Source organism: Microvirga sp. P4_A5, from assembly GCF_056402495.1.
The window spans coordinates 35,534-50,509 of the sequence record NZ_JBFUHH010000020.1; the positions used below are offsets into that span (position 1 = coordinate 35,534).

At 64.9% G+C, this 14,976-nt stretch carries 14 protein-coding genes; 7 read left to right on the forward strand and 7 right to left on the reverse strand.

Features of this window, described 5'->3' with window-relative positions; translation table 11 throughout:
- The first annotated feature begins 220 nt into the window (after positions 1-220).
- The gene (locus tag AC1DVM_RS08245) at positions 221-3,055 is read left to right on the forward strand and encodes an EAL domain-containing protein (protein WP_477253614.1); all 2,835 of its coding nucleotides are present in this window, start codon (positions 221-223) and stop codon (positions 3,053-3,055) included.
- 9 nt (positions 3,056-3,064) lie between these two features.
- Here AC1DVM_RS08245 and AC1DVM_RS08250 read toward each other — a convergent pair whose 3' ends face one another.
- Positions 3,065-3,676: a YqgE/AlgH family protein gene (locus tag AC1DVM_RS08250; RefSeq protein ID WP_477253585.1), complete on the reverse strand. Its 612-nt coding sequence runs from the start codon at positions 3,674-3,676 to the stop codon at positions 3,065-3,067.
- 99 nt (positions 3,677-3,775) lie between these two features.
- Here AC1DVM_RS08250 and AC1DVM_RS08255 point away from each other — a divergent pair, with 99 nt between their 5' ends.
- Both AC1DVM_RS08255 and AC1DVM_RS08260 read left to right on the forward strand, forming a co-directional pair.
- Positions 3,776-4,615, forward strand: a complete 840-nt coding sequence (locus tag AC1DVM_RS08255) for a protein-disulfide reductase DsbD domain-containing protein (RefSeq protein ID WP_477253587.1) — start codon at positions 3,776-3,778, stop codon at positions 4,613-4,615.
- A gap of 38 nt (positions 4,616-4,653) precedes the next feature.
- Positions 4,654-5,136: a redoxin family protein gene (locus tag AC1DVM_RS08260; protein WP_477253588.1), complete on the forward strand. Its 483-nt coding sequence runs from the start codon at positions 4,654-4,656 to the stop codon at positions 5,134-5,136.
- A 22-nt stretch (positions 5,137-5,158) separates the two neighbouring features.
- Here the strand turns inward: AC1DVM_RS08260 and rnhA are convergent, their stop codons facing one another.
- Genes rnhA through ispH form a run of 3 tightly spaced genes read right to left on the reverse strand, consistent with a single transcriptional unit; the run spans position 5,159 to position 7,557 of the window.
- Positions 5,159-5,632, reverse strand: a complete 474-nt coding sequence (rnhA, locus tag AC1DVM_RS08265; protein WP_477253590.1) for a ribonuclease HI — start codon at positions 5,630-5,632, stop codon at positions 5,159-5,161.
- Positions 5,629-6,594: a homoserine kinase gene (thrB, locus tag AC1DVM_RS08270; RefSeq protein WP_477253592.1), complete on the reverse strand. Its 966-nt coding sequence runs from the start codon at positions 6,592-6,594 to the stop codon at positions 5,629-5,631. The genes rnhA and thrB overlap by 4 nt, the downstream gene beginning before the upstream one ends.
- Positions 6,595-6,597: 3 nt before the next feature.
- Positions 6,598-7,557: a 4-hydroxy-3-methylbut-2-enyl diphosphate reductase gene (gene ispH / locus AC1DVM_RS08275; RefSeq protein ID WP_477253594.1), complete on the reverse strand. Its 960-nt coding sequence runs from the start codon at positions 7,555-7,557 to the stop codon at positions 6,598-6,600.
- Positions 7,558-7,703: 146 nt separating this feature from the next.
- Between ispH and AC1DVM_RS08280 the strand changes: the two genes are divergently transcribed.
- The 3 genes from AC1DVM_RS08280 to AC1DVM_RS08290 are packed head-to-tail and all read left to right on the forward strand — an operon-like array spanning position 7,704 to position 11,736.
- Positions 7,704-9,551: a monovalent cation:proton antiporter-2 (CPA2) family protein gene (locus tag AC1DVM_RS08280; protein ID WP_477253596.1), complete on the forward strand. Its 1,848-nt coding sequence runs from the start codon at positions 7,704-7,706 to the stop codon at positions 9,549-9,551.
- Positions 9,551-10,930 carry an MATE family efflux transporter gene (locus AC1DVM_RS08285; protein WP_477253597.1) on the forward strand — a complete coding sequence of 460 codons (1,380 nt, stop codon included), beginning with the start codon at positions 9,551-9,553 and terminating at the stop codon, positions 10,928-10,930. The genes AC1DVM_RS08280 and AC1DVM_RS08285 overlap by 1 nt, the downstream gene beginning before the upstream one ends.
- A 23-nt stretch (positions 10,931-10,953) precedes the next feature.
- Positions 10,954-11,736 (forward strand): DUF937 domain-containing protein, encoded by a 783-nt coding sequence (locus AC1DVM_RS08290; protein WP_477253599.1) that lies wholly within the window; start codon positions 10,954-10,956, stop codon positions 11,734-11,736.
- Between the two features lies 1 nt (position 11,737).
- On the opposite strand, the gene AC1DVM_RS08295 is transcribed toward AC1DVM_RS08290, so the two are convergent.
- A complete protein-coding gene (locus tag AC1DVM_RS08295) occupies positions 11,738-12,073 on the reverse strand; it encodes a DUF1127 domain-containing protein (RefSeq protein WP_477253601.1) in 336 nt (111 codons plus the stop codon).
- A 145-nt stretch (positions 12,074-12,218) separates the two neighbouring features.
- Between AC1DVM_RS08295 and AC1DVM_RS08300 the strand changes: the two genes are divergently transcribed.
- Positions 12,219-13,109 (forward strand): LysR substrate-binding domain-containing protein, encoded by an 891-nt coding sequence (locus tag AC1DVM_RS08300; protein WP_477253603.1) that lies wholly within the window; start codon positions 12,219-12,221, stop codon positions 13,107-13,109.
- Here the strand turns inward: AC1DVM_RS08300 and AC1DVM_RS08305 are convergent, their stop codons facing one another.
- Together AC1DVM_RS08305 and AC1DVM_RS08310 are read right to left on the reverse strand one after the other, a co-directional pair.
- Positions 13,110-13,997 carry a DMT family transporter gene (locus tag AC1DVM_RS08305; RefSeq protein WP_477253605.1) on the reverse strand — a complete coding sequence of 296 codons (888 nt, stop codon included), beginning with the start codon at positions 13,995-13,997 and terminating at the stop codon, positions 13,110-13,112. It lies immediately after the preceding gene.
- Between the two features lie 186 nt (positions 13,998-14,183).
- Positions 14,184-14,891 (reverse strand): L,D-transpeptidase, encoded by a 708-nt coding sequence (locus AC1DVM_RS08310; RefSeq protein ID WP_477253607.1) that lies wholly within the window; start codon positions 14,889-14,891, stop codon positions 14,184-14,186.
- Positions 14,892-14,976 lie beyond the last annotated feature (85 nt).

Here is a 14,976-nt window from a genome sequence, read left to right on the forward strand (position 1 = left end):
TCCGGAGGGTAGCGTCCTCAATCCCGCCGCAAACGAGAGCCATTGCCTCCTGCCCAAGCCCGACACCCTGTCCTGCGGACAAGTCGGGCCACCTGTCGAGATCGCCTTGCCCTCAAGCCTCCTGACCGATACCAATCCCCTTCCATCCTTGCGGCTCGGACGAAAGACGGAAGCGTTGCGGATCGTTTCTTTCGCCATCACCTTGTTTGTCGCGGCCCTGATGTGGCTCGCCCTGCCCGGCATCGGACAGGCTGTGGAATCCGTGCGGGTCGATCCCGCCACCAAGGCCATCGACCTTGCGCCCATGGTGGAGCGCTACCGGTCGGACGGCGACGAGATCCGCATCTCCACGGCGCCCGGGCGCGACGGCATCGTCCGCCGGATCGCCGTGAAGGCCCGTGAATCCGGCACCCGGCCCGACTGGATCGTCTTCGCGCTTACCAACGATACCGACGAGCAGGTCGATCGCCTCCTCGTGGCTCCCCATTTCCGCCTCACCGGCTCCGGCGTCGTCTGGCCCGATCTCGGGTCCACGCGCATCGAGGCCATCACGGCGAGCCAGGGCATCCGGCCGGAGAGGGACGACAGCCCGGACGCGGATATCTTCCTGATCACGCTCGATCCCGGCACGACCGTGACGTTCGTGGCCGAGCTTCGCTCCGCCGAACTGCCGCAATTACAGCTCTGGAACGCGGATGCCTACAAGGACCGGGTCAACGGCCTGACGCTCTACAAGGGCATCATCATCGGCATCGCGGGTCTTCTGGCGCTGTTCCTCACCATCGTGTTCGTGGTGAAGGGTGCGCTGATCTTCCCCGCCGCCGCCGCCCTCGCCTGGGCGGTTCTCGCCTATGCGTGCATCGATTTCGGGTTCTTCCAGCGCATCTTCCCCATCACCGAGAAGGCCGAGCAGGTCTATCGCGCCGGCGCCGAGGCGGTGCTCGCCGCGACCCTCCTGGTGTTCCTGTTCGCCTATCTCAACCTCAATCGCTGGCATGTGCGCTACAGCCACGTGACGGCGTTCTGGCTCGTATTTCTCGGAGCTCTCGTCGGGCTCGCGGTGATCGATCCGCCGGTCGCGTCCGGTGTGGCGCGAATCTCCATCGCGGCGGTGGCAGGCATCGGCTTCATCCTCGTGCTTCATCTCGCGACCCATGGCTACGATCGCGCCATCATGCTGGTGCCGACCTGGCTCCTGCTGATCGCCTGGGTGACGGCAGCGACGTTCACGGTCACGGGTCAGCTTCTCTCCGATCTCGTGCCGCCGGCCCTCATCGGCGGGCTGGTGCTGATCGTCATGCTCATCGGTTTCACGGTGATGCAGCACGCCTTCGCGGGCGGCGCCTTCGCGCCCGGCCAGAGCAACGAGACGGAACGGCGGGCCCTCGCGTCCTCCGGCGCGGGCGATGTCGTGTTCGACTGGGACGTCACCTCCGACAAGATCTATGTGAGCCCGGAAGTGGAGCATCAGCTCGGCCTCCGGCGCGGCGCGCTCGAGGGCGCGGCCTCCGACTGGCTCGACCTGATCCATCCCTTCGACAAGGATCGCTACCGCGCGTCGCTCGACGCCGTGATCGAGCAGCGTCGCGGGCGTCTGTCGCAGGATTTCCGACTGCGGGGATCGTCAGGCGCTCACCATTGGTTCCGCCTCAAGGCCCGGCCGGTCATCGGCACGGATGGCGAGGTCATCCGCGTGGTCGGCACCCTGTCCGACGTGACGGATGCCAAGACCGCCGAGGAGCGGCTGCTGCACGATGCAGTTCACGACAACCTGACGAGCCTTCCGAACCGCCAGCTCTTCTACGACCGTCTCGAAGCGGCGCTGACTTTCGCGAGCCAGGATGATTCCTTAAGGCCGACGGTGCTCGTGGTCGATATCGACCAGTTCAAGACGACCAACGACGCGGTCGGGTATGCGGCGGGCGATTCGATCCTGCTGACCCTGTCGCGCCGCCTCAGCCGCCTTCTGCGACCGCAGGATACGCTGGCGCGCGTTTCCGGCGACGAATTCGCCATCGTGCTTCTGTCCGAACGCGAACCCGACCGGATCATCGCTTTCGCCGACATGGTGCGGCGCGCGGTGACGACGCCGATCACCTATGCGGAGCGCGAGATCTTCCTCACCGCCTCCATCGGCCTTTCGCTGCACGACCCGCAGATCGCCGCGCGGCGCGAGGAAGTCCTGCGCAATTCCGAAATCGCCATGACCCACGCGAAGCGGCATGGGGGCGATCGCATCGAGGTGTTCCGGCCCAACATGCGCTCCGATCGCAGCGACCACGCCACGATGGAAAACGATCTCCGGCAGGCGCTCGACCGCAACGAGATCAGGGTTCTGTTCAAGCCGATCGTACGCCTGGAGGATCGCACCATCGCGGGCTTCGAATCGATGCTCCGCTGGGACCATCCCCGTCTCGGTCGCGTGGGACCCGAAGATTTCATGGCGATCGCAGAGGAATCCGGCCTCATCGTCAATCTCGGCTTCTTCCTGCTCGAACAGACCGCGCGGGAATTGGCGGCATGGCAGAGCGCGCTGGAAGTGGAGCCGCCGATCTTTGCCAGCGTGAACATGTCGAGCCATCACCTGCTCCGCCACGACCTTCTGCAGGACGTAAAGGCCGTCATCGCCCGCACCGGCGTGCTTCCGGGTTCCCTGAAGCTCGAGATGAACGAAAGCCTGGTGATGGAGAATCCCGAATATTCGGCGCAGATCCTGAGCCGCCTGCGCGATCTCGGCGCCGGGTTGTCGCTGGATGATTTCGGCACGGGCTACTCGGCCCTGTCCTACCTGCTGCGGTTCCCCTTCGACACGATCAAGATCGACGAATCCTTCGTGCGCCAGATGGCCGACAACAAGCCCGTGATCCTGCGCTCCATCATCAAGATGGCGCACGAACTCGGCATGGAAACGGTGGCCGAGGGCGCCGAGACGGAATCGGAAGCAATCGAGCTCTACCAGCTGGGCTGCGAATACGCGCAAGGCCCGGTCTTCGGCGAGCCCATGTCGATGTTGCAGGCACGCCAACTCGTCGGGGCGGCGCCCGAAGCGGCCTGATCTTCGACATCAGGCGTGGCCGGCATCCATGGACAGCATCGCGGGCTCCACGCCCAGGCGCCGGAGCGCCTCGTCGTAGCGCGCATCCACCGGGGTCCCGAACAACAAGTCCGCGTCCGCCGGGCAATTCAGCCAGCCATTCGCCTGAATCTCATGCTCGAGCTGCCCGGCGGACCAGCCTGCATAGCCGAGCGCCAGGATCGCGTCCTTCGGGCCTTCGCCGCGCGCCAGCGCGCGCAGGATATCGATGGTGGCGGTCAGGCACACGTCGTCGTCGATGGGCAGCGTGGATTGGGCCATGTGAAAATCGGGCGAGTGCAGGACGAGTCCCCGGGTGGTCTCGACGGGACCGCCGATGAGCACTTCCATGGAGACAAGCGACGGCGGAAGCCGGATGCGGTCCGCCTCCGGGATGATTTCGAGCTGCACCAGAAGGTCCGGCAAGTTCACGTCCGGCGCGGGGCGCGTCAGCACGATACCCATGGCGCCCTCGGCCGAATGAGCGCAGAGATAAATGACCGACCGGGCGAAGCGCTCATCCTCCATGCCGGGCATCGCCAGCAGGAGTTGGCCATCGAGATAGCCCGGAAAAATTTCGGACGGGGTCGGCGGAAAGCTCATCTTTCGGGTTCCTGTCAGGATGGCCCTGCGCCCACATCACGGGATCGTGGATGGCTTTGGCCGTCATAAACCTCGTATGGGGAAGCCTCACAGATCGTCATGGGTTCCATGGTATTTCGCATCCGCTTCTTTTCGACGCTTTTTTGCCTCGCGCTCGGCCTTTTTCCCGTCGCGGGACACAGTCAGGAATCGCAAGGCTGGGTGCAAGGCCTCCATTCGCGCGCCCGGCTTATTTCGGGCGACCGCAAGGGCGCGGAGTGGCTCGCGGGCTTCGAGATCGCGCTCGACCCCGGATTCAAGACCTATTGGCGCAGCCCCGGCGACAGCGGTTTGCCACCCCGCTTCGACTGGTCGGGTTCCGTCAACGTGAAGGCGGTGGATATCCGCTGGCCGGCCCCGACGCGCTCGGAGGATGCGACCGGCGTTTCGTTCGTCTATCACGACGCCGTGCTTCTGCCGGTTCTGGTCGAAGCCGCCGACCCGGAAAAACCGGTCAGGCTGGCGCTGCATGTCGAATACGGCATCTGCAAGGATATCTGCATTCCGGCGAGCGCCGACCTTTCGCAGGTGCTGGGCACGCCCCCGTCGCAACAAGCCGCGATCGAGGCCGTGCTGCGGACCAAGGTCCCACGGCAACAGGAAATCGGCGCGAAGGCCGAGCCTTCCATTCTCAGCGTGGAGCCGGGCGCCAGGGACGTGGCGGGATTCACGGCCCATCTGAAGGCGCCAGCTGGGAGCGCCCCGACCCTTTTCGCCGAAGGTCCCGATGGCTGGTATTTCTCGACCTCCGAGCCCGATGCCCAGAACCGCGTCGCGGTGAAACTGGAAGAAAAGCCCGCGGACGCGACCGGACCCGTTTCCCTGAGGCTCACCGTCGTGGCGGGAGAAAAGTCGGCCGAGAGCACGGTGAGGCTCGACGCCAACGGGAAGCCACGCTAGGACACCCCCAGTTCATGGTCACCCTTGGAGAATAGCCGATGACGATTCAGGTCGGAGAAAGCCTGCCGCAAGTCACTTTCCGCATCATGACGGCGGACGGGCCGGTTGCGAAGACCACCGACGATCTGTTCAAGGGCCGCAATGTCGTCCTCGTCGCGGTTCCCGGCGCCTTCACGCCGACCTGCCACCGCAACCACCTGCCGGGCTATGTGGAAAACCTGCAGGCCATCAAGGCGAAGGGCGTCGACGCCATCCTGGTGACGGCCGTGAACGACGTGTTCGTCATGGATGCCTGGTCGAAAGCCGCGGGCGCCGACGGCATCGAGTTCATCTCCGACGGCAACGGCGATTTCGCCCGCGCGATCGGCCTCAGCATGGACGGGTCGGGCTTTGGTCTCGGCACGCGCTCCCAGCGCTATTCCATGGTGGTGGAGAACGGCGTCGTGAAGTCGCTGAACGTCGAGGACGCTCCGGCAAAGGCCCAGATCTCGGGCGCCGAGAACCTGCTCAAGCACCTCTGAGCGCGCCTGCGCACAGCCGTCGCTAGCGCGATGCGAGCGGCGGCTTTGCTGCCTTCTTGAACGGCTGCATGGCGGCGACCGCGAGTTGGTCGACGCGGATATTGGTCTCATCGGTGGCGTGGCCCTTGACCCAGTGCCACACCACCTGATGGCTCGCTGCCGCCTGTTCGAGATCGCGCCAAAGATCTTCGTTCTTCACCGGCTTGTTGTCGGACGTGCGCCAGCCGCGACGCTTCCAGTTGGCCAGCCACGACGTGATGCCCTGACGCACATATTGCGAGTCCGTGTAGATATCGACGGCGCAGTCTCTCGTCAGCGATTTCAGCCCTTCGATGGCGGCGCGCAATTCCATGCGGTTGTTGGTGGTGTGCTCCTCGCCGCCCGAAATTTCCTTCTCGCTTCCCTTGAACGACAGGATCGCGGCCCAGCCGCCGGGGCCCGGATTTCCCGAGCAGGCGCCGTCCGTGTAGATTTTCACACGCTCGGGCGTGGTCATTTCAGGAGCCCGTATTCGCTGGCGTTTCGCGCCTGCCGATGGAAGTTGAGCTTGCGGTCGTATTCGAGCGGATCCTTCGGCTTCACCAGAGCGCCGGGCGGAACGTTCAGCCAATCGACGAGGCGCGTCAGCATGAAGCGCATGGCCGAGCCGCGGCAAAGCACCGGCAATGCGTCGATCTCGGATGCATCGAGCGGGCGCACCGCCTGGTAGCCGCCGAGAAGATTGCGGCCCTTGGTAAGGTTGAACGAACCGTCCTGTTCGAAGCACCAGGCATTGAGGCAGATCGCGACGTCGTAGGCGAACGCATCGGTGCAGGCGAAATAGAAATCGATCAGGCCCGATACCTCACGGCCGATGAAGAAGACGTTATCGGTGAAGAGATCGGCGTGGATGATTCCGCTCGGCAGGTTCGCGGGCCAATCCCTCCGCAGCGCGACGAGCTCCCGCCGCGTCCTGTCCGCAAGTCCCCCCGACACGCGGTCCGCCTGCGACTCGGCTTGCGCGAACAGCGGCTGCCAGCCGCTCACCGACAGGGAATTCGGCCGCGTCATCGGAAAGTCGCGCCCGTCGAGATGGAGCTGTGCCAGCGCCGACCCAAGCGCGGCGCAATGTTGCGCGGTGGGCCTGCGTACCGCGATGCCGTCCAGAAACGTGAACACGGCGGCGGGTCGTCCCGACAACCGGCCCAGCGTCTGCCCGTCGCGGTTCTTCAGCGGCAGCGGGCAATTCAGGCCCTTGGCGGCGAGGTGCTGCATGAGACCGAGAAAGAACGGCAGATCGCTCTCGTTCACCCGCTTCTCGTAGAGGGTGAGGATGTAGGAGCCCGCCGTGGTGTGGAGATAGTAATTGGTGTTCTCGACGCCTTCGGCGATGCCCTTGTAGGACAGCAATTCGCCGATGTCGTAGCCTGCGAGGAACGCGAACAGTTCCTCGTCCAGGACCTCCGTGTAGACCGCCATCGCCTATTCCGCTGCCTGCTCGCGCAATTCGCGCGGGAGCGGAAAAAACACGCTCTCATCCGCCGTGGAGACGCTCTCGACCGACACCTCGAAGCGCGTCGCGAAGGCATCGATGATTTCCTCGACCAGAACCTCCGGCGCGGACGCGCCCGCGGTAATGCCGAGGCTTCTGATATCGCCGAACAGGGACCAGTCGATATCGTCCGCCCGCAGCAGGAGCCGCACCAGCGCGCAGCCCTCCCGCTCGGCGACCTCGAGCAGACGCTGCGAGTTGGAGGAATTCGGCGAACCGACCACGATCATCGCATCGACCAGCGGGGCGACGCGCTTGACGGCGCCCTGGCGGTTCGTGGTGGCGTAGCAGATGTCTTCCTTGTGCGGCCCGACGATCGTCGGATAGCGCGCCTTCAGCGCCGCCACCATCTCGCTCGTATCGTCGACCGACAGGGTCGTCTGGGTGACGAACGACAGGTTGTTCTCGTCGACGGGTTTCAGCGCCGCGATATCCGCGACCGTCTCCAGAAGCGTCGTGGCGCCTGCCGGCAGCTGGCCCATGGTGCCGACGACCTCCGGGTGGCCGGCATGTCCGATGAGCAGGATGTGCCGCCCGCGCTTGTGATGCGCGAGCGCTTCGCGGTGAACCTTGGTGACCAGCGGACAGGTGGCGTCGATGGCGAAGAGCCGCCGCGCCAGAGCCGCCTCCGGCACGGATTTCGGGACCCCGTGGGCCGAGAAGATGACCGGGGCGTCTCCATCCGGCACTTCGTCCAGCTCGCGAACGAAAACCGCCCCCTTCCGGCGCAGGTTCTCGACCACGTACTTGTTGTGAACGATCTCATGGCGGACATAGACCGGCGCGCCATGGAGCGCCAAGGCCCGCTCGACCGCATCGATGGCGCGCACGACGCCCGCGCAGAACCCGCGCGGGGCGCAAAGCAGGATGTCGAGAGGCGGCTTGGTCATGATGGGGCGATGTGGCGAGACGGACCCCTTCCTGTCAAGCGGGTCGCGGCATATTAAGAGCCGTTGACGCTAGGCAAGAAACGCTCGCACTCAACCCCGAGTCACCCTAGAAAGGTCGGCATTAGTTCTCTTCTTGCGAAAAAATGATGGCGGATCCAGCCTCTCATGTCAGCTTCCTGCCGCCCATCCTGACGTTCTGCGGCGCGGCCGTGGTGGCGGTTCCGCTCTTTCGTCTGCTCGGCCTCAGCGCGGTGCTGGGATACCTCGCCGCAGGGGTGGTGATCGGTCCCTCGGGCCTTGGTCTGGTGGGAGAACCAGAGACGATCGCCACCGTGGCGGAGCTCGGCGTCGTGCTGCTGCTCTTCATCATCGGGCTTGAGCTGAAGCTGAGCCATTTGTGGTCCTTGAAGCGGGACATATTCGGGTTGGGGCTGCTGCAGGTGGTGGTGACCGCCCTTTGCCTCGGCGCGTGCGCGTCGCTGATCGGTTTCTCCACCAACGCCTCGATCGTTACCGGCATGGCCCTCGCCCTCTCCTCCACCGCCATCGGCCTGCAGACGCTGGACGAGCGGAACGACCTTCAGGCCCCCTACGGTCAGCGTTCCTTCGCGGTGCTCCTGTTCCAGGATCTCTCGGTGGTGCCGATCCTCGCCATCCTGCCGCTCCTTGCCACCGGCGCGGCCACGCTGGAAAGCGGATCGATGGTCGACCGCCTCGTCCATCTCGGAACCGCCATAGGCGCCATTTTCGCTGTGGTGCTGATCGGCCGTTACGGGCTGAACCCGTTCTTTCGCGTGCTCGCCCGCAGCGGCGCGCGCGAGGTCATGACCGCGTCGGCGCTGCTGGTCGTGCTCGGCGCGGCGCTCCTGTTGCAGGAAGTCGGCCTTTCGATGGCCATGGGCGCCTTTCTCGCCGGGCTTTTGCTGGCGGAATCGAATTTCCGGCACCAGCTCGAAGCCGATATCGAACCGTTTCGCGGAATCCTGCTCGGCCTGTTCTTCATGAGCGTCGGCATGTCGATCGACCTGTCACTGTTGCGGCAGCAATGGCTGGTGCTGCTCCTCGCGGCCCCCGCGGTGGTCGTCGTGAAGTCGCTCATCGTCGTTCTCGTGTCGAAAATTTTCGGTGCGAGCACCCGCGATGCGATCCGCTCCGGCGCGCTGCTGTCGCCCGCCGGTGAATTCGCCTTCGTGCTGCTTCCCGTCGCCCTCGGGCTGGGATTGCTGCGGACGCCCGAAGCACAGTTGGTGGCGGCGCTTGCGGCCATCACCATGCTGCTCGGTCCCATCACCGCCACGCTGCTGGAGAAAATGCTGCAACGGGCATTCGTCGCACAGCCGGAAACCGGCGCGATGCCCGGCCAGCATGCCGAATTGTCGAGCCGCGTGCTGGTCATCGGCTTCGGGCGGTTCGGCCAGATCGTCAATCAGGTCCTGCTCACGCAAGGCATCGACGCCACCGTGATCGACAACGACGTGGAGCGCATTCGCGATGCGGGACGTTTCGGACTCCAGGTCTATTACGGCGACGGAACCCGTCTCGACGTTTTGCGGGCGGCCGGCGCCGAAAAGGCCGAGATGATCTGCGTCTGCACCGATCATGCGGAAACGACCGACAAGATCGTCGACATCATTCACGAGAACTTCGCCAACGCCCGAAGCTTCGTGCGCGCCTATGACCGCATCCACGCCGTCTCGCTGCTGAACATGGATGTGGATTATCAGGTTCGCGAAGTGTTCGAATCCTCCATCTCGTTCGGCCGCGTCGCGCTGGAAGAGCTCGGCATCGATCCCGAAACCGCCAGTGCCACCGCCAATGACGTGCGCAAGCGCGATACCGCCCGCCTGATGCTGCAGAAGGCGGGCGACGCGATGGACGGCGCGGAGCTGGTGGCCGGCGCGAAAATTTCTCCTGAGCCGCTGGTGGCGCCAGCGGCGAAGGCCCGGGGCCTCAATGCCGAGACACGGGACATTCTGGGCGAGGGGTCGTTCTGATGGACCGGCCGAGCGGACGGATTTTGCCGGCGGGGGATTCACCGCCGCCGCGCTTCGTCGTCGGATCGACCATGCGGCACGTGCTCGTCATGACAGGCACGGGCGCGGCCGGTCTGATCGCCATCTTCCTCGTCGATCTCGTGTCGCTCCTCTACATCTCGTGGCTCAATTCCCCGAGCCTGACCGCCGGCGTCGGCATTGCCACGGTGGTGATGTTTCTCACCGTCTCGATCAATGTGGGGCTGATGATCCCCATCGGCGCGCTCGTCTCGCGGGCGCTCGGCGCCCGGGACCGGGAGAGGGCATGCGAACTCGCATCGTCCGGCCTCGTCCTGATGTTTCTCGTGGCGACGGCGCTCAGCTTTATCCTGCTGCCATTCCTGCCGCAGATTCTGACGCTGCTCGGCGCCTCCGGCCAGACCCATCAAGTCGCCAAGGAGTTCCTGTGGATCGCTCTGCCGACGAATGGCGTCATGGCTGTCGGCATGGGCCTTTCGACCGTCCTTCGTGCAGCGGGCGACGCCCGTCGCAGCATGTACGCCACCCTCTCGGTCGCCATCGTGACGGTCGCGCTCGATCCGGTGCTGATCTTCGGCCTGGGCCTGAAGGCCAACGGCGCCGCCATCACCATCGGCATTGCGCGGTTGGCTTACGTCTATGTGAGCTACCGCTACGTGATCCGGAACCACGACCTGCTGAGGCGGCCGAGCGTGCCGGCACTGCTGCGGGATGCACGGCCGTTTTTCGCCATCGCCATTCCGGCGATCCTGACCAACATCGCGGCCCCGGCCGCGAATGCGTTCTTCACCAGCATCATGGCGCGCTTCGGCGACGAGGCGATCGCGGCCTCGGCGATCATCGACCGCGTGACGCCGGTGGCGTTCGGCGGCCTTTTCGCCCTCGCGGGGGCGATCGGGCCCGTCATGGGACAGAACTGGGGGGCGCGCCATTTCGACCGGGTGCGGCAGACGCTCCGGGACTCGCTCCTGTTCATGACCGTCTACGTCGTGGTGGTCTGGCTCGCGCTCTACCTGCTTCGGGCCCCCCTCACCCTGGCCTTCAACGCGCCCCCGCTGACCACGGAGATCGTGCAGTTCTTCTGCCAGATCAGCGGGTTCATCTGGTTTTTCATCGGGCTGGTCTTCGTCGCCAACGCGTCGTTCAACAACCTCGGGTTCCCCTTGTTGTCGACCTTCTTCAATTGGGGCCGCGCCACCCTGGGGATGATCCCGTTCGCCTATATGGGCGCCGAAATGGCCGGGCCGAAGGGTGCGCTGGTGGGCATCGGGGCCGGCTCCGTGGCTTTCGGGATCGGCGCGGCCTTCACTTCCTTCTGGACAGTCAGGCGGTTGGAGCGCCAAGCTGCGGTAGCACTCTAGGGCGGGCACGGGAGGAGTCGGCGATGTTCAACTGGTTCGACCTCATGCGGCAGGCACAGGAGAGCGTCGGTACCACGATGCTGGCCAAGCAATTTCACCTCGATCCCCATCAGACCCAGGCGACCCTGGCGGCCTTCCTTCCTGCTTTCGCCATGGGCATGCAGCACGCCATGGGCACCAAGCCCGCCGACGCCATGGTGCAGAACCTGTTCGGAGGCGCCTACCAGAATCTCTGGCTCAACGCCGCCCAGGCCTTCACGCCCGGTGCCCAGCGGAACGGGGAGCAGATTCTCGATCGGATCTTCGGCTCCGATGAGACGAGCCGGCGCGTGGCGCAGCAAGCTGCCGAGATTTCCGGCGTCAATGCGGAGGTGATGCGGCAGATGATGCCGGTGCTCGCCGGCATCTACGCAGGCGGCTTCTACCATTGGATGTCGGGCCAGACACGCGCCATGAACAAGGCCGGTGAGCCCGCCCCACAGCCGGCGCCCGTGCCCGACTTCGCCGAATCCTGGGCCCGCATGTATGCGGCATGGACAGGCCAGTCACCCGCCGCCCCCAAGCCGGAGCCGGAGCCCACCGCGACCCCGTTCGAGACGATGATGGCGGGCTTTCTCCCGTCTTCACCGGACAACGAGAAACCGCAGCCCACCGAAAAGGCGCGCCGTGACAAGAAAGCAGCGCCAAACAAGCCTCCCGCCTGGGAGGACATGATGGAGAAAGGTCGGGATATGCAGGAGCAATATCTCGCCTCTCTCCAATCCATCTTCCAGGAAGCCGAGAAGACGACCGCCAAGAAGCGCTGATTCAGGCGGGGTAACCGAGGGACGTGTCGAGCGGGACCGCCGGACGAACGGCGTCGGGCGCCCTCACCTTCTGCGAGCGCGCCGATGGCTCATCCCATCGAACCAGGAATACCGCGCGATCGCGGAAAAACGGCTCCGCGAGTGCTCCCTCGACTTCGCTGCGCGTCAGGCCGAGATCGCTGAGCATCCGATCATCGAATTCGGCGAGGTTGCGGATTTCGCGGCGGTGCCGCCAGCGGGTGACCACGCTGCCGAGCGCAGCGCCGGTTGCCGACGCGAGCCGCCGAAACGGGGCCACGATCGAGGCAGGCAGAAGCGTATGGGCGAGGGCGATCATCGCAGGTCTCCAGAACATCTAGGGAAAGACGCGGCAAGCCGACCGACTTGCCGGCGTCTGAAAAAATATAACATCGGTCGTTTCATCACTTGAAGTGATTGTTTGAGATGGCTAACATTCACGTCATTGATGAGGATTCAAGGCGATGCACCTTCTCGATATCGATCAGTTGCGCACATTCGTGGCGATAGCCGACACCGGCTCGTTTACCCGCGCGGCGGATGTGGTTCACAAGACCCAGAGCGCCGTCTCCATGCAGATGAAGCGGCTGGAGGAGCGGCTCGGACGACCGATTTTCGAACGCGACGGGCGCCTCTCGAGGCTCACCGACGAGGGGGAACGCCTGCTCGACTATGCGCGGCGCATCGTGCGCCTCAACACCGAATGCATGGCGTCGTTCAACGACAACGAGCTGATCGGGCGCGTGCGGCTCGGATTGCCGGACGATTATGCCGACCGGTATCTCCCCGAGATCCTGGCGCGGTTTTCACGCTCCAATCCCAAGGCCGAAGTCACGGTCATGTGCGAGCCCACGCACAACCTCATCGAGCGGGTGCAGCACGGCGACATCGACCTGGCGATCATCACCCACGTGGACCGGCGAGGTCCTTCGGAGATCGTGCGGATCGAGCAGCTGCTATGGGTGACCTCGGCGCGCCACGCGGTCCATGAGGAAAGCCCCATCCCGCTGGCGCTCGGACGCCCGAACTGCGACTGGCGTCACTCGGCCACCGAGGCGCTCGAAGGCGCGGACCGCCGCTTCCGCATCCTTTACGTGGCGTGGCACTCGACCGCCGTCGGAGCGGCCGTGCTGGCGGGGCTCGCGGTGTCGGTGTTGCCCGAAAGCGCCGTGCGGCCCGGCATGCGGATCCTCGGCCCGTCCGACGGTTTCCCCGCACTGCCCTCGTGCAAGATCGGCCTGCTCCGCGCCCGCGGTGGAGAAAATCCTCTGGCGGATGCGTTGGGGTTTCACATCAAGCAATCGCTCGACAACCTCGGCGCGACCCGGCCGCTGCTGGCGCCGGCGGCCGAATGATCACGCCTTGGCGGTGGGGCGGCGCATTACCAGCACGTTGCCGATGATCGCGAACACCACGCCGATCGCGGCGAGCGGCGTCCACACATAGCCTTCGACGGCGGTCGACACGGCAAGCGCCACGATGGGGAAAAGCACCGTCGTGTATCCCGCCCGTGCCGGGCCGAGACGACGCAATAGCGTGAGGTAGGAGGCGAATGCCAGCACCGAAGCGCCGACGGCGAGGTAGATGAGCGATCCCACATACGTGAAGGTCGGCTCGATGATGAAGGCATTCCCGCGCATCACGTTGATGAGAAGAAGCAGGAATGACCCATAGGTCATCGCCCAGGCATTCGCGGAGAGAAGGGGCACACCCCGGCGCTGGACAGAGGTCGAGATCATGTTGCCGGCGCAGAAGAACAGAGTGCCAAGCACGCAAAGGCCGAGCCCCCAAAGCGCGCCGGCGTTGAAACCCGCGCCGTTGATCTCCGGCCAGAACAAAAGCCCGAGCCCACCGACGCCCAGGACCGCTCCCGCGGCGACGCGCATCTCGACCCCCTGCCGGAACAGGACGATTCCCAGCACCATGTTGAAGATCGACGCAAGGGAGAACACGACGGACAAGAGGCCGGAGGGCACCGTAAGGCCGCCGTAGTAAAAGCAGAGGAAGTTGAATGAGAACAGGCAGCAGCCGACGCCGAAGAACCGCAAGTGATCGGCCAACGGAAAGCGGACCTGCCGGCCCGAGAACGCCACCCAGCCCCACATGCAGAAGACGGCGAGCAGAAAGCGCCAGAACACCGACATCTCGGGCGCCACGACGCCGAGCTGCGCATGGATGGCGATCCAGCTCACGCCCCACAGGAAGACCGTCGCGATGTAGAGGCCGAGGGTCGTGCCGTCCATGGCAGGACTCACAATGCCGCTCCCTGGTCCGGGGACCGGGGGGTGTGCTCGGATGGGGTGAACGGCGTGTGACATGGATCGTCCCGGTATTGAACTCTGTTTCAATACAAAACGTCACCCATCACTTCAAATGATGAATTGTCATTGGTCACGCGTCAGGAGTTGATGGAAGAGGCAAAACCCAGTTCAGGTGCTCCGGGCGACCGACTGGCTGCGGCGTGGACGTTTGGCCGGCGACAGGACCACCACCTTCGTCCCCACGTCGATGCGGCCATAGAGGTGCATCGCGTCCTGGTTAATCATGCGGATGCACCCGGACGAAACGCTTTTGCCGATGGTCCAGGGCTCGAAGGTGCCATGGATGCGGAAGAGCGTGTCGCGATTGTCCTTCCAGAGGTAGAGTGCCCTCGCGCCCAGCGGGTTGCCGGGGCCGCCCCGCATGCCGATGCCGCTCTGCAATTCGCTCATCTGCCGGAGCAGTTCCGGCTGGCGGGCGAACATCTCCTTGGGCGGATACCAATCGGGCCAGACCTGTTTGTCGCCGACGGACGCGACGCCCGACCAGCCGAATCCCGACCGCCCGACGCCGACGCCGTAGCGGATCGCCGAGCCGCCATCTCCGACGAGATAGAGATAATGCGCCGCGGGATCGACCACGACCGTCCCGGGGGCTTCCGCGGTGTCGTACGCCACCCTGGCCCTCAAAAAGGCGGGATCGATCTGCGACAGGTTGATCGCCGGGACGGGGTAGAGATCGTCGACGGCGGCGTACATGGCGTCGAGGTCCGGACGAAAAGTTAGCGGCTGGGCGAGGGATTTCGGCACGCGCAACGCCGCATAAGCGACGGGCGTCGCGAGACCCAGCATAAAAACGCGGCGGCTGAGATCGTGCATGTCCAGGCTCCCATTCTCTCCGGTCTCATTTAGGATTCGAAACCGGCGCGACCAGTCCGCGGTAACGGTTGCCGCGGCATTCGCC

Coding starts and splice junctions, on each gene's coding strand:
- AC1DVM_RS08245 (WP_477253614.1), top strand. CDS start 221: ATGTGGCTCGCCCTGCCCGGCATCGGACAGGCTGTGGAATCCGTGCGG.
- AC1DVM_RS08250 (WP_477253585.1), bottom strand. CDS start 3,676: ATGAGCTTTCCGCCGACCCCGTCCGAAATTTTTCCGGGCTATCTCGAT.
- AC1DVM_RS08255 (WP_477253587.1), top strand. CDS start 3,776: ATGGGTTCCATGGTATTTCGCATCCGCTTCTTTTCGACGCTTTTTTGC.
- AC1DVM_RS08260 (WP_477253588.1), top strand. CDS start 4,654: ATGACGATTCAGGTCGGAGAAAGCCTGCCGCAAGTCACTTTCCGCATC.
- rnhA (WP_477253590.1), bottom strand. CDS start 5,632: ATGACCACGCCCGAGCGTGTGAAAATCTACACGGACGGCGCCTGCTCG.
- thrB (WP_477253592.1), bottom strand. CDS start 6,594: ATGGCGGTCTACACGGAGGTCCTGGACGAGGAACTGTTCGCGTTCCTC.
- ispH (WP_477253594.1), bottom strand. CDS start 7,557: ATGACCAAGCCGCCTCTCGACATCCTGCTTTGCGCCCCGCGCGGGTTC.
- AC1DVM_RS08280 (WP_477253596.1), top strand. CDS start 7,704: ATGGCGGATCCAGCCTCTCATGTCAGCTTCCTGCCGCCCATCCTGACG.
- AC1DVM_RS08285 (WP_477253597.1), top strand. CDS start 9,551: ATGGACCGGCCGAGCGGACGGATTTTGCCGGCGGGGGATTCACCGCCG.
- AC1DVM_RS08290 (WP_477253599.1), top strand. CDS start 10,954: ATGTTCAACTGGTTCGACCTCATGCGGCAGGCACAGGAGAGCGTCGGT.
- AC1DVM_RS08295 (WP_477253601.1), bottom strand. CDS start 12,073: ATGATCGCCCTCGCCCATACGCTTCTGCCTGCCTCGATCGTGGCCCCG.
- AC1DVM_RS08300 (WP_477253603.1), top strand. CDS start 12,219: ATGCACCTTCTCGATATCGATCAGTTGCGCACATTCGTGGCGATAGCC.
- AC1DVM_RS08305 (WP_477253605.1), bottom strand. CDS start 13,997: ATGGACGGCACGACCCTCGGCCTCTACATCGCGACGGTCTTCCTGTGG.
- AC1DVM_RS08310 (WP_477253607.1), bottom strand. CDS start 14,891: ATGCACGATCTCAGCCGCCGCGTTTTTATGCTGGGTCTCGCGACGCCC.